General features: G+C 60.2%; 12 protein-coding genes, 1 tRNA gene and 1 pseudogene. 12 read left to right on the top strand and 2 right to left on the bottom strand.

The window, feature by feature from the left end:
• The first annotated feature begins 268 nt into the window (after positions 1-268).
• The 6 genes from petA (at position 269) to Q8O29_RS07890 (ending at position 4,552) form a co-directional block, all read left to right on the top strand.
• Positions 269-892, top strand: coding sequence for a ubiquinol-cytochrome c reductase iron-sulfur subunit (gene petA, locus Q8O29_RS07915; protein WP_305561574.1), 624 nt, complete (start codon positions 269-271; stop codon positions 890-892).
• Between the two features lie 74 nt (positions 893-966).
• The gene (locus tag Q8O29_RS07910) at positions 967-2,367 is read left to right on the top strand and encodes a cytochrome bc complex cytochrome b subunit (protein WP_305561572.1); all 1,401 of its coding nucleotides are present in this window, start codon (positions 967-969) and stop codon (positions 2,365-2,367) included.
• 19 nt (positions 2,368-2,386) lie between these two features.
• A complete protein-coding gene (locus Q8O29_RS07905) occupies positions 2,387-3,154 on the top strand; it encodes a cytochrome c1 (protein ID WP_305561732.1) in 768 nt (255 codons plus the stop codon).
• An 85-nt stretch (positions 3,155-3,239) separates the two neighbouring features.
• Positions 3,240-3,851 (top strand): glutathione S-transferase N-terminal domain-containing protein, encoded by a 612-nt coding sequence (locus Q8O29_RS07900; protein ID WP_188707409.1) that lies wholly within the window; start codon positions 3,240-3,242, stop codon positions 3,849-3,851.
• A gap of 45 nt (positions 3,852-3,896) precedes the next feature.
• Positions 3,897-4,451, top strand: coding sequence for a ClpXP protease specificity-enhancing factor (locus Q8O29_RS07895; protein WP_305561569.1), 555 nt, complete (start codon positions 3,897-3,899; stop codon positions 4,449-4,451).
• A 25-nt stretch (positions 4,452-4,476) separates the two neighbouring features.
• Positions 4,477-4,552, top strand: a tRNA-Thr gene (locus Q8O29_RS07890).
• Between the two features lie 113 nt (positions 4,553-4,665).
• Here the strand turns inward: Q8O29_RS07890 and Q8O29_RS07885 are convergent.
• Positions 4,666-4,983, bottom strand: a complete 318-nt coding sequence (locus Q8O29_RS07885) for a hypothetical protein (RefSeq protein ID WP_305561567.1) — start codon at positions 4,981-4,983, stop codon at positions 4,666-4,668.
• A gap of 32 nt (positions 4,984-5,015) precedes the next feature.
• Between Q8O29_RS07885 and Q8O29_RS07880 the strand changes: the two genes are divergently transcribed.
• From Q8O29_RS07880 to Q8O29_RS07855, 6 genes and pseudogenes are all read left to right on the top strand, one after another.
• Positions 5,016-5,996, top strand: coding sequence for a M23 family metallopeptidase (locus Q8O29_RS07880; protein ID WP_305561565.1), 981 nt, complete (start codon positions 5,016-5,018; stop codon positions 5,994-5,996).
• 135 nt (positions 5,997-6,131) lie between these two features.
• Positions 6,132-8,897 (top strand): preprotein translocase subunit SecA, encoded by a 2,766-nt coding sequence (secA, locus tag Q8O29_RS07875; RefSeq protein WP_305561563.1) that lies wholly within the window; start codon positions 6,132-6,134, stop codon positions 8,895-8,897.
• A 36-nt stretch (positions 8,898-8,933) separates the two neighbouring features.
• Complete coding sequence (gene argJ / locus Q8O29_RS07870; protein ID WP_305561561.1) at positions 8,934-10,175, top strand: bifunctional glutamate N-acetyltransferase/amino-acid acetyltransferase ArgJ; 1,242 nt, start codon at positions 8,934-8,936, stop codon at positions 10,173-10,175.
• A 163-nt stretch (positions 10,176-10,338) separates the two neighbouring features.
• Positions 10,339-11,301: an ATP-binding protein gene (locus Q8O29_RS07865; protein ID WP_305561559.1), complete on the top strand. Its 963-nt coding sequence runs from the start codon at positions 10,339-10,341 to the stop codon at positions 11,299-11,301.
• Complete coding sequence (locus Q8O29_RS07860) at positions 11,298-11,768, top strand: NUDIX domain-containing protein (protein WP_305561557.1); 471 nt, start codon at positions 11,298-11,300, stop codon at positions 11,766-11,768. The genes Q8O29_RS07865 and Q8O29_RS07860 overlap by 4 nt, the downstream gene beginning before the upstream one ends.
• A gap of 332 nt (positions 11,769-12,100) precedes the next feature.
• Positions 12,101-12,481: pseudogene (locus Q8O29_RS07855) on the top strand (DUF4372 domain-containing protein); the annotation flags it as partial.
• Between the two features lie 15 nt (positions 12,482-12,496).
• Here Q8O29_RS07855 and Q8O29_RS07850 read toward each other — a convergent pair.
• Positions 12,497-13,707, bottom strand: a protein-coding gene (locus tag Q8O29_RS07850; RefSeq protein WP_371134177.1) for an IS3 family transposase whose coding sequence is annotated in 2 segments (ribosomal slippage) — positions 12,497-13,431 and positions 13,431-13,707 — 1,212 coding nt in all. Because the reading frame shifts where the segments join, the coding sequence is not laid out codon by codon here.
• Positions 13,708-13,772 lie beyond the last annotated feature (65 nt).

The following is a 13,772-nucleotide window of genomic DNA, read 5'->3' as shown; positions in this document are numbered from 1 at the left end:
CTTTGTTGTTGCCTGATGAATATTTTTTGACTGCCACGCCGCAGGCGGGCCGGCAGCCGGATTATCTTCGCTGCCCTGGCTTTCGCGCCAGCCCTTTGCGCTGGTGTTGCCTGCTGTTTTAGCGCGGCGGCTTTCGCGTCAAGCCGCAGTCAGGCTGTCCAAAGGTGGACTCTGGCTTGAAATTGCTTTGCGCGCTCCGTTACAATCCAAGGTTGACCCCAATAGGCCCCTTTTCAAGTTTTTCAAGCCCCGTTCTTGTAGGACATCCATGACGCAAGCAAGTATCAACGTGCCGCCCGGCGCTCCGATTGACAAAGACAAAAGAAACTGGATCGTGACCACCAGCGTGATCGGCGGTGCCGGCGTGGCCGCTGCAGCGGTGCCGTTTGTCAGCACCTTTCAGCCCTCCGAGCGGGCCAAGGCCGCCGGCGCTTCGGTAGAAGTTGATATTTCAGCCATTAAACCGGGCGAAAAGCTCACGGTTGAATGGCGTGGTAAACCGGTCTGGATTGTCAGGCGCACGCCGGAACAGCTGGCCGGCCTGGCCAAGCTGGACCCGCAACTGGCCGACCCCAAGTCCGAGCGCAAACCCGGCGAATTCACACCCGAGTACGCGCGCAACGAAAACCGCTCCATCAAGCCCGAATATTTTGTGGCGGTCGGCATCTGCACCCACCTGGGCTGCTCGCCCAGCGACAGGTTCGCCACGGGCGCCCAGCCCTCGCTGCCCGATGACTGGGCTGGCGGCTTTCTGTGCGCCTGCCACGGCTCGACCTTCGACTTTGCCGGTCGTGTGTACAAAAACAAACCGGCGCCGGACAACCTGGAAGTGCCGCCCCACATGTACCTGTCAGATGCCAAGCTGCTGATTGGTGAGGACAAAAAAGCCTGAAGCTTTGCTGGACAGGTCGCTGGTGCCGTGTGGCGTCCTCCCCGTCCCCCATCGACTAGCAAATAGGACCCCTTATGGCTGAATTCAAAGAAATTTCCCCCGATGCACCGGCTGCAACCCGGCTGATGAACTGGGTCGATAACCGATTCCCTGCAAGCAAGCTCTTCAAAGAGCACATGAGCGAGTACTACGCGCCGAAGAATTTCAACTTCTGGTATGTGTTTGGCTCGCTCGCCTTGCTGGTGTTGGTGATCCAGATCGTCACCGGTATTTTCCTGACCATGCATTACAAGCCCGATGCCGCGCTCGCCTTCGGCTCGGTCGAATACATCATGCGCGACGTGCCCTGGGGCTGGCTGGTGCGCTACATGCACTCGACCGGCGCTTCGGCTTTTTTTGTGGTGGTCTATCTGCACATGTTCCGCGGCCTGATCTACGGCAGCTACCGCAAGCCGCGCGAACTGATCTGGATTTTCGGCTGCGCGATTTTCCTGGTGATGATGGCCGAAGCCTTCATGGGTTACCTGCTGCCCTGGGGCCAGATGAGCTACTGGGGCGCCCAGGTGATCGTCAACCTGTTTGCGGCGATTCCTTTTATTGGCCCCGACCTCGCGCTACTGATCCGTGGTGACTATGTGGTGGGTGACGCCACACTGAACCGCTTTTTTGCCTTTCACGTGATCGCCGTGCCGCTGGTGCTGCTGGGCCTGGTGGTGGCACATATCATCGCGCTGCATGAAGTCGGCTCGAACAACCCCGATGGCGTGGAAATCAAAAAACACAAAGATGCAAGCGGTAAACCGTTGGACGGGATTCCTTTCCACCCCTACTACACGGTGCACGACATATTTGCGGTCAGCGTGTTCCTGATGATTTTCTCGGCCATCATCTTTTTTGCGCCGGAAGCTGGTGGTTATTTCCTGGAGTACAACAACTTCATTCCAGCCGACCCGCTGAAGACGCCGCTGCACATCGCCCCGGTCTGGTACTTCACGCCGTATTACTCCATGCTGCGTGCCATCACCAGCCAGATGATGTATGCGCTGATTGCCTGTGTGCTGCTGGGCGCAGTGCTGGGCGTGCTCAAGGCCAAAATTGCCGGCCTGTTCAAAGCCATCATCGTTGGCGCTGCCGTGGTGCTGGTTGCCGCCATGCTGATGATCGACGCCAAGTTCTGGGGTGTGGTGGTCATGGGTGGCGCGGTCATCATCCTGTTTTTTCTGCCCTGGCTGGACAACAGCGAAGTCAAATCGATTCGCTACCGCCCCGACTGGCACAAATACATGTACGCCATTTTTGTCCTCAATTTTGTGGTGCTGGGTTACCTGGGCATCAAACCGCCTTCGCTGATCAATGAGCGTGTGTCGCAGGTCGGAACCCTGTTTTATTTCGGCTTCTTCCTGCTGATGCCGTGGTGGAGCCGCCTGGGAACCTTCAAGACACCGCCTGATCGCGTGACGTTCGCTGCCCACTGAGCCGGAGATCCTGACCATGATGAAAACATTCAAACAACTGGCGCTGGGTCTGGTGGCCGTGCTGGCACTGGCCGGCAACGTGGCGCATGCGGCCAGCGAGGGCATTGCCTGGGACAAGGCGCCCAACAAGACCAACGACCTGGGCGCGCTGCAAAACGGTGCCAAGCTGTTTGTCAACTACTGCCTGAACTGCCACTCGGCTGCTTTCATGCGTTACAACCGTCTGCAGGACATTGGTCTGACCGAGCAGCAGATCAAGGACAACCTGCTGTTTGCCAGCGACAAGGTTGGTGAAACCATGAAGGTGGCGATGGACCCGAAACAGGCCAAGGAATGGTTTGGCGGCAACCCGCCCGATCTGACGCTGGTCGCCCGTTCGCGCTCTGGCGCAGGTGGTGCCGGTGCCGACTATCTCTACACCTTCCTGCGCAGTTATTACCGCGACGAGACCACGGCCACCGGCTGGAACAACCTGGCGTTCCCCAACGTCGGCATGCCGCACGTTTTGTGGGAGCTGTCGGGTGAGCGCAAACCACTGTTCGATGAAAAAGAAGAACGTGGCCACAAGGTGCAGGTCTTCAAGGGCTGGCAACAGGTTACGCCCGGCACCATGAGCCCGCTGCAGTATGACCAGGCCATGGCTGATCTGGTCGGCTACATGCAGTGGATGGGCGAGCCCGCACAAAATACCCGCATCCAGGTTGGCGTCTGGGTGTTGATGTTTCTTCTTGTCCTGACGTTTGCTGCCTGGCGCCTGAACGCGGCCTTCTGGAAAAACGTCAAGTAATTTTTCGTCGGGACGCCGTTCCCGGCATCTTCTGGAGTGGACGCCTTCAACGCTTCCACTCTTTTGCATTTAGGAGTTCGCACCCATGATGGTCCTTTATTCAGGCACGACCTGCCCGTTCTCGCACCGCTGCCGTTTTGTGCTGTTTGAAAAAGGCATGGACTTCGAAATCCGCGATGTGGACTTGTACAACAAGCCCGAAGACATCAACGTCATGAACCCCTATGGCCAGGTACCCATCCTGGTCGAGCGTGACCTGATCCTGTATGAGTCGAACATCATCAATGAGTACATCGACGAGCGGTTTCCGCACCCACAGCTGATGCCCGGCGACCCGGTGGACCGGGCGCGCGTGCGGCTGTTTCTGCTGAACTTCGAAAAAGAACTGTTCGTCCACGTCAACATCCTGGAAGCCCGCGCCTCCAAGGGCAATGAAAAGGCGCTGGAAAAAGCCCGTTCGCACATCCGCGACCGCCTCACGCAGTTGGCCCCGGTGTTCCTGAAGAACAAGTTCATGCTGGGCGACAATTTCTCCATGCTCGACGTGGCGATTGCGCCCCTGCTGTGGCGCCTGGACTACTACGACATCGACCTGTCGAAAAATGCCGCGCCGCTGCTCAAATACGCCGAGCGCATCTTCTCGCGCCCGGCCTACATCGAGGCGCTGACCCCGTCCGAGAAAGTGATGCGTAAATAATTACGCGTGACAATAGCGTAATGATTGCAAGCGTTGGCTGATTTGATGAACGCGCTCGACTCCACATCGACACGCCCCTACTTGATACGGGCGCTGTACGACTGGTGTACCGACAACGGGCTGACGCCGTATGTGGCGGTGGCCGTGGACGAGACCGTTCAGGTACCGCGCGAATACGTCAAGAACAACGAGATCGTGCTCAATATCAGTTTTGACGCCACCAGTTCGCTGAAGCTGGGCAATGACTTCATTGAGTTCAAGGCGCGGTTCGCTGGCAGTGCCCGCGAAATCATGGTGCCTATCGCTCGCGTGATCGCTATTTATGCGCGCGAAAACGGCCAGGGCATGGCGTTTCCACTGGCCACGCCGACGTCGCCCATTGCGCAGCCCAGGCTTGAGGCTGCCGGGCATTCGCCTCAGGTGCTACCGCCGCCCGACCCAGTGGCTGCAGAGCCCGCAGTGGGGTCAGGGCCAGAGGCGAAGATCGTACAATTGGTTCCGGCAAACCCCACCGCGTCGGCGCGTGAAGACGATCCGGCGCCGCCCGATCCACCCAAACCACCGCAAGGCAAACGACCTTCGCTCAAACGGGTGAAATAAACAGGTCACGTAAAATAGAGTTTGTGCCGCTTTAGCTCAGTTGGTAGAGCAACCGCCTTGTAAGCGGTAGGTCGTCAGTTCGAATCCGACAAGCGGCACCATTTCCCTGCATTCGGCCCGGCCCTTGCTGCCAGCACGCAGAACCATCACTTCACAGCAACTGCAACTACTTCAGACAGCGCAAGCTTTCAGCGCGGGGTGCTGCTGGTAAATACTACTTTTTGGCTATTAGTATCTTCAGCCGAATTGAGGTAATCTTCCAACCTTTGCCGATCAGGCGGGACTGGATCAGCGGCAACAACTGGCGGACTTTCGCGGCGGCGGCATTGCTGCTGACCAGCAGGCACCAGATGCCCTCATCAATCGGACCGGCCTGAACCGCAGGGCGCAGGGCTTCCGGGATCAGCGACTCGATGGCCTTGAGCCGGTCATTGGATTCCTGGACAAGCCCGGTCAGCCGCGCCAATGAGGGCGAGTTCTCGACAGCCTGGCTGAAAGTGACAGCCCCATGGGGGCGGGGTGTGGAATTCACGGCAGGTGGGCTCAGTTCAAGGAGTTGGATACGTGCATTTGATTATCACGGATGCGTGGCTTGCCAAAAGCCGTGCCGTTTACCTAAGTGGTACCCGGCTTGTGGTTGTGGGTTTTGTCGCGGCATTGGCATTGATGTTGGTGGCCGCCGGCATGTACCACTGGGTTTTTCTCAAAGGCGCGCGTGAAGGCTGGCCGGTGATCGGCTCGCTGGTCAAACTCGTGGTCAAGGACGAGGTCGAGCAGCGTGACCGCTTCATGCGGGAAAACATCGACGTCATGGCCAAACGCCTGGGCGAAATGCAGGCCAAGATGATGCAGCTTGAGGCGCTGGGCGAACGGGTATCAGGCCTGGCGGGCGTCAATCCCAATGACATCAAGACGCAACCCGGTCGCGGCGGTGTGCTCGTGACGGGCCGCTCCCTCACGATGGAAGAGCTGCAGGCCACGCTGGCCGACCTGGACAGGTTGACCGATCAGCGCGTGGACCTGATGACGGTGATGGAGTCGCGTCTTTTCGACCAGAAGATCAAAAAAATGATGGTGCCCACCCAGCAGCCGGTACAGACTGGCATTCTCGGCTCGTCGTTTGGCTGGCGAATTGACCCTCTGAACGGCCGTTCGGCACTGCACACCGGGCTGGACTTTCCGGCCGAGCCCGGCACCTCGATCCTGGCGGCTGCGGGCGGCGTGGTGGTCGCTCAGGAATACCACTCCGCCTACGGCAACATGGTCGAGGTCGATCACGGCAACGACCTTGTCACACGCTACGCCCATGCCTCTCGGGTGCTGGTCAAGAAGGGCGACCTGATCAAGCGTGGCCAGAAAATAGCCGAGGTAGGCACCACCGGACGTTCGACCGGGCCGCATCTGCACTTTGAGGTGCTGGTGCAGGGCGTGTACCAGGATCCGCAGAAGTTTCTGACCGCCGGCCAGAAACTGCCTCAGGCCCCGACAGTGGCGATCGCCCAGCCGACGGCCGCACAGCCCGCCCCGATGCCTCGTCCGAAGTAGCAGCGCGGCAGAGGTAAAATCTTCGTTTGGCGCGTAGTTGAACAAACGGCGAACGCCCACATTTACGTCGATACTCAATAAGGGATTTCGGCCGCACTGTCAGCTCATCGGGGCTGCCAGCGCGGCCTCGCATTTATGGCTTCCAATATCCTGACCAAACTCTTCGGTAGCCGCAACGACAGGCTGCTCAAAACCTATCGCAAATCCATAGAGCGCATCAATGCGCTGGAAGCCCCGCTTGAAAAGCTCGACGACACCGAGCTGCGCGCCAAAACCCGTGAATTCATAGACCGCGTGGCCGCCGGCGAAACCCTGGATGCGATCCTCCCCGAGGCGTTTGCCGTGGTCCGTGAAGGCAGCAAACGGGTGATGAAGATGCGCCACTTCGACGTCCAGATGCTGGGCGGCATGGCCTTGCACAACGGCAAGATCTCGGAGATGGGCACGGGCGAGGGCAAGACCCTGACCGCGACCCTGCCGGTTTACCTGAACGCGCTGACCGGCAAGGGTGTGCATGTGGTGACCGTCAACGATTACCTGGCCAGCCGCGATGCGCGCTGGATGGGCCGGCTTTACAACTTCCTGGGCCTGACCGTCGGCATCAACCTGCCCAACATGCCGCGCGAGGAAAAGCAGGAAGCCTACCGCTGCGACATCACCTACGGCACCAACAACGAATATGGCTTTGACTACCTGCGCGACAACATGGTCTATGAAGTGGCCGACCGGGTGCAGCGCGGCCTGAACTTTGCCATCGTCGATGAGGTGGACTCCATCCTGATTGATGAAGCCCGCACACCGCTGATCATCAGTGGCCAGGCCGAAGACCATACCGAGATGTACCTGGCGATGAACAAGGTGGTGCCCTTGCTGACCCGCCAGGAAGGTGAGGCCGACCCGCGCACCGGTGAAGGTGTCATCAAGCCTGGCGACTTCACGCTTGATGAGAAGACGCAGCAGGTGTTCCTGACCGAGCAGGGCCACGAGAATGCCGAACGCATTTTGTCCAGCATGGGCATGATTCCGGAGAACTCCACCCTGTACGACCCGGCGAACATTTCGCTGATGCATCATCTGTACGCCGCATTGCGGGCCAACAACCTCTACCACCGCGACCAGCACTATGTGGTGCAGGAAGGTGAAATTGTCATCGTTGACGAATTCACCGGCCGACTGATGTCGGGCCGGCGCTGGAGCGAAGGTCTGCACCAGGCGGTGGAGGCCAAGGAAGGCGTGCAAATCCAGGCTGAAAACCAGACCATGGCGTCGATCACCTTCCAGAACTACTTTCGCCTCTACGGCAAGTTGTCCGGCATGACCGGCACCGCCGATACCGAGGCCTACGAGTTCCAGGAAATCTACGGGCTGGAGACCACGGTGATCCCGCCGAACCGGCCGAGCCGGCGCGACGACCAGCTCGACCGCGTCTACAAAACCACGCGCGAAAAATACGAAGCTGCCATCAAGGACATCCGCGAATGCCACGAGCGTGGCCAGCCGGTACTGGTGGGTACGACCTCGATTGAAAATTCCGAGATCATCGACAAGCTGCTGGAGACGGAGAAGCTGCCGCACCAGGTGCTCAACGCCAAGCAGCACGCGCGCGAGGCCGATATCGTGGCCCAGGCCGGCCGTCCCGGCATGATCACGATTGCGACCAACATGGCCGGCCGCGGCACCGACATCGTACTGGGCGGCAACGTGGAAAAACGCATCGAAGCGGTCGAGGCGATGGAGGGTACGCCCAGAGAGGGCAAAGACGTCGAAATCACGCGCCTGCGCGCCGACTGGGCGCAGGAGCATGAAAAGGTCAAAGGCCTCGGTGGTCTGCGCATTATTGCGACGGAACGCCATGAATCGCGCCGCATCGACAACCAGTTGCGTGGCCGCTCCGGCCGCCAGGGCGACCCTGGCTCGTCGCGGTTTTACCTGAGCCTGGACGACCCGCTGATGCGCATTTTTGCCGGTGACCGGGTCCGCGCCATCATGGAGCGGCTCAAGATGCCGGATGGCGAAGCGATCGAGGCGGGCATCGTGACGCGCAGTATTGAGTCGGCGCAGCGCAAGGTGGAGGCGCGCAACTTCGACATCCGCAAGCAGTTGCTTGAATACGACGATGTGTCCAATGACCAGCGCAAGGTGATTTATCAACAGCGCAACGACATCATGGACGCGACCAGCCTGGCCGAGCAGATTGCCTCGCTGCGCGCAGGCTGCTTCACCGACCTGACCCGGCAATACATTCCGGTGGAAAGTGTCGAGGAGCAATGGGATATTCCGGGCCTGGAAAAAGTGCTGCGCGATGATTGGCAGCTCGAGCTGTCACTGCAGCAGGATGTGGAAGCGGCCAGCGCGATTACCGATGAAGATTTGCTGGAAAAAATTATCGCGGCCGCAAACGCCGCCTTTGCCGACAAGGTCGAGAAAATTGGCGAAGAAAGCTTTACCCAGTTCGAGCGGATTGTGCTGCTGCAAAGCATAGACAAGCACTGGCGCGACCACCTGAGCGCGCTCGACCACCTGCGCCAGGGTATTCATCTGCGCGGCTACGCCCAGAAGCAACCCAAGCAGGAGTACAAACGCGAAGCCTTCGAGCTGTTCGGTCAACTGCTCGACAGCGTCAAGAATGAAGTCACCAAAATCCTCATGACGGTCCAGGTGCAGTCGGGCGAGCAGCTTGGCCAGGCCGCCGAAGAAATGGAAGACCGCGCAGAACGCATTGCCAATGTGACCTACACGGCGCCGACAGAAACTGGCGAAGTAGAAACCAGGGTGGACGAGGAGTCGCTGCGCTATAAGCAGGCCTTGCCGGCCGGTGCGGTGCCGCGTGTCGGCCGCAACGACCCCTGCCCCTGCGGCTCCGGAAAAAAATACAAATTTTGCCATGGCAAGCTGAGCTGAATCCGGTCTGCGGCCCGTCATCTGGAGTCAAAAAACATGGCTGTCAATCTGCTCGCCACGCCCGTTTCCGACCTGTATCCCGTGCCCGGCGTGCGCTGGGGCATCACCGAAGCCGGCATACGCAAGGTCGGCCGCAAGGATCTGTCAGTGCTGCTGCTCGATGAAGGCGCTTCGGTCGGCGCAGTTTTCACGCAAAACCGCTTCTGCGCCGCGCCGGTCCAGCTTTGCCGCGAACATCTGGCCAAAAACGGCGGCAAAAGCCTGGGCATACGCGCCATGTTGATCAACACCGGCAACGCCAATGCCGGCACCGGCGCCGACGGCCTGAACCGCGCGCGGGCCAGTTGCATCGCGCTGGCGCGCGAACTGAACCTGGCGCCCGAGCAAATCCTGCCGTTTTCAACCGGCGTGATCATGGAGCCCTTGCCGCATGACCGCATTGCCGCCGGCCTGCCTGCGGCCGTGGCGGATGCGCACGCGGCCCACTGGGGCAAGGCGGCCGAAGCCATCATGACCACGGACACCGTGGCCAAGGCCTTCTCCAGTCGCATCACTCTGGGCGGCGCGAGCGTCACCATCACCGGCATAGCCAAGGGCGCCGGCATGATCCGGCCCAACATGGCGACCATGCTGGGTTTCCTGGCGACCGATGCCTGCGTGGCGCAGGGGCTGATGGCGCAACTGGCCACCGAACTGGCCGAAGCTTCCTTCAACCGCGTCACGGTGGACGGTGACACCTCGACCAATGATTCCTTCGTCGTGATGGCCACCCACCGTGCGAAACATGCGCCCATCACCTCTTTGGACAGTCACGATGGCCAGGCCCTGAAGGCTGCCATGCTTGGTGTTGCGCGTCAGCTCGCCCAGGCCATCGTGCGCGACGGCGAAGGCGCCACCAAGTTCATCACCGTCCAGGTTGAAGGCGGCAAGACCACTGCGGAATGCCGCCTGGTGGCCTATGCGATTGCGCATTCGCCACTGGTCAAGACGGCTTTTTTTGCCAGCGACCCCAACCTCGGCCGCATTCTGGCGGCGGTCGGTTATGCCGGCATCGGCGATCTCGATCAGACAAAAATTGACCTCTACCTCGACGATGTGCTGGTGGCCAAAAACGGCGGGCGGCATATTGACTATGTCGAGGCCGACGGACAGCGCGTGATGAAACAAAGCGAAATCACCGTGCGCGTGCGGCTGGGCCGCGGCGAGGCTGTCGATACCGTCTGGACCTGCGACCTGTCTTACGACTACGTCAAGATCAACGCCGACTACAGATCATGAACCACCTCCGAAGTGCCTACGGCGCCCCGCACCCCCGCCAGAGGCAGGGGCCCTTCGGAGCGTCCAAGCCTGCGCAGGCAGGCTTGGAGCCGCGCTCCTCGGCCCCTCAAGGAGCGCGGCCCGGCAAAGCCGGGTCCGCAGTGGCCCGCGCAGGGAGTCGCCTGTGAACGAGAAATTTGAGCGATTGATAGACCGCGCAGAGTCCCTGCTGGCGCGCATTGAATCGGTGCTGCCGCAGCCGCTGTCGGCGCCGGACTGGAGCGCCTCGGTCGCCTACCGCTACCGCAAGCGCAGTTCCGGCCATGGCTCGCTGGAGCCGGTGCGTCACATCGGCCACATGAGCCTCACCGACCTCAAGGAAATCGAGGACCAGAAGGAAAAAATCCGGCGCAACACCGAACAGTTCGTGCGCGGCAAGCCCGCCAACAATGTGTTGCTGACTGGCGCGCGCGGCACGGGCAAGTCCTCGCTGATCAAGGCCTGCCTCAATGAATATTCAGCGCGCGGCCTGCGGCTGATCGAGGTCGACAAGGCTGACCTGACCGACCTGCACGACATCGTCGATGTGGTCTCCGGCCTGAGCGAAAAATTCATCGTGTTTTGCGATGACCTCAGTTTTGAGGAGGGTGAACCGGGCTACAAGACGCTCAAGTCCATCCTTGACGGCTCGGTCGCGGCGGCCACACCCAATGTGCTGATCTACGCGACCAGCAACCGGCGCCACCTGCTGCCGGAGTACATGACCGAAAACCTGACCTACTCCCGCAGCGAGGACGGCGAGGTGCATCCGGGCGAGGTGGTGGAAGAAAAGATTTCGCTGTCCGAGCGCTTCGGCCTGTGGGTCAGCTTCTACCCGTTCAGCCAGGACGAGTACCTGACCATCGTCGCCCAATGGCTGTCGTCTTTCGGCGTGACGCCTGAAGCCATAACCGCCGCCAAACCGGCCTCGCTGGTCTGGGCGCTGGAGCGCGGCTCACGCAGTGGTCGCGTGGCCTACCAGTTCGCGCGCGACTACGCCGGTCGTGACAGCGACCAGCGGCCGGTCACCGCAGCGCCTATCGCCGCGTATGAACGTCCGAGTGCTGCGTCCGACCCCGGCGACCAGGCGGCTGATCACGCGACATGAGCGTGCTGGTCGCCGACGGCGAGCGCCCGCGCGAGGGCGGCGTGGATCGCAAGGTGGTGGATGTCGCGGTGGGTGTGTTGCTGCGGCCGGACGGCGACTTCCTGCTGACCTCGCGGCCGCCCGGCAAGGTCTACGAAGGTTATTGGGAGTTTCCCGGCGGCAAGCTGGAGGCTGGCGAGACGGTGGAGCAGGCGCTGCGCCGCGAGTTGCACGAAGAAATCGGCATCATGATTGGCGCGGCCCACCCCTGGAAGGTGGAGCTGGTGGACTACCCGCACGCGCTGGTGCGGCTCAATTTTTGCAAGGTGTTTGACTGGACTGGTGAGCTGCACATGCACGAGGGTCAGTCGTTTGCCTGGCAGCGTCTGCCGGTGGCGGTTGAGCCAGTGCTGCCGGGCACGCTGCCGGTGCTGACGTGGTTTGCCCAGGAGCGCCGATTTCTGGGTCCAACCCACGCTGCGGCTTGAAATATGCTCTGTTATTGATAGCTGTTCACGTCCGCCAGATATGGGCTAGAGGCTTTTTTTACTATAAATCCAGACGACACAAAGGAGTGACCGGGCGCTTTGTTGCGGCGCCGCACAAATGGCCTCAAGATAGCCTTGTTACCCGTTCTGCTGGTAGCTGTATTGAGGATTCGTCGCCATGTCTGTCCAGTAGTGTCCGGTTAAATCAGTCGAAATTCATGTGAAAGCCAGTACTGGCGCGGCCTAGCGGCCGATTTTATTTGGTGCCGATTTGAAACTCGATTTCTCATTTTTGTGTAATTTCCTGGGATTGATGTCCTGGGAGATTGGCCATGAATGTCGGCAAGACGCTGTTTGCGCAGGTCATGGAGTTTGTTCCATGGACGAGTTTTTCGCGTATCGTGCAGCGCCACGGCGGCGATGCCGGGGTACGCCGCATGAACTGCGCCGAACAGTTCCGCGTCATGGCGTTTGCGCAGTTGACCTGGCGCGAGTCTTTGCGCGACATCGAGGTGACGTTGGGAGCGAACGCCGGCAAGCTCTACTCGATGGGTTTGCGCCACAGCGTTCATCGATCCACTGTGGCCGATGCCAACGACTCGCGGGATTGGCGCATTTGGTCCGACCTCGCGGCCTTGCTCATTCGACGAGCCCGCAAGCTCTACCGCGAAGAGGACTTGGGGCTGGACTTGATCTTGCCCCTGTTTTCCGTACTCCTTAAGCCACCATTATGCGGACTTCCTGTCTTGCTGCTGGGCCGCGATCCAGCGTTGCTCAAACGTCATGGGACTGACATAGCCCAACGTCGAGTGCAATCTCTTGTGGTTGTAGAAATTGAGCCAGTCCATCACTTCGTCCCTGGCCTCGCGCCGAGTGGCAAACCGCCTTCCGTACAGCCTGCCGACCTTCAAGCGGCCCCACAGGCTCTCGGTGGGTGCATTGTCCCAGCAGTCGCCCTTGCGGCTCATTGACGATTTCATCTCGTAGCCCGCGAGCGCCGTCTGAAACTCATGGCTGCAATATTGACTGCCACGATCCGAGTGAAAGATCAAACCCGGCGCGGGCCGGCGGCGAAACCACGCCATGCGCAAAGCATCCGTCACAGCGTTGGTTTGCATATGCGGCCTCATGCTCCAGCCCACCACCTGGCGGCTGAACAGGTCGATCACGCCGGTCAGATACAGCCAGCCTTCATCCGTGGCGATGTAGGTGATGTCGCTGCCCCACGCCTGGTTGGGCGCCTCAGGTGTGAAGTTGCGATCCAGCAGGTTTGGCGCAATCGGCAGGCTGTGTTTACTGTCGGTGGTGACGACGAACTTTCTCTTGCCCCTGGCCTTTATACCGTGGCGCTGCGTCAGCTTTCGCACACGCTCCTTGCCCACCCGAATGCCCCGAGCCAGCAGTTCCTTCCACATCTTGGGCCAGCCGTATTCCTCCTTGCCCTCGGCATGAATGGCCTTGATGGGGACCAGCAGGGCCTCGTCACTGATGCGTTTGTTCACCCCTGGCCTGCTGGGCTTGGTGCAGTCTTTGCGCCTCCAGTGTTCAAAGTAGCCACTGGCGCTGACGCCCAGCACCTCGCAGGCCAGCGTGACGGGCCACAGGGCCTTGTGCCTGGCTATCCAGGCGTACTTCACAGGGCTTCCCGCGCGAAGTACGCCGTGGCCTTTTTTAAAATATCGCGCTCCATCCTCAGTCGTGCACACTCCGCACGCAGTCGGGCCAGCTCCATTTGTTCTGGGCTCACAGGCTTGTCGCCAGCTCCCTTGAGTTGGCTTTTGCTACTGAGTCGAACCCAGTTGCCCAGGGTCTGCACCGGCACGCCCAATATCTTGGCGGTTACAGCCGCCGCCTGCCCACCCTTGACCAGGCGCACCGCCTCCAGTTTGAATTCCAGGGTGTATTTGCCCCGGGCTTGTCCGTCTTTTCTCTTGCTCATTTCGTAATCTCCAATGTCTGAATTTGACCATCAGCTATGGAGTACGTTTTTCGGGGGCAAGATCA

It is taken from the genome of Polaromonas sp. (assembly GCF_030689685.1).
Taxonomy (GTDB): domain Bacteria; phylum Pseudomonadota; class Gammaproteobacteria; order Burkholderiales; family Burkholderiaceae_C; genus Polaromonas.
Note: the sequence above shows the minus strand (reverse complement) of the source record. Positions and strands in the feature narration are given on the sequence as shown.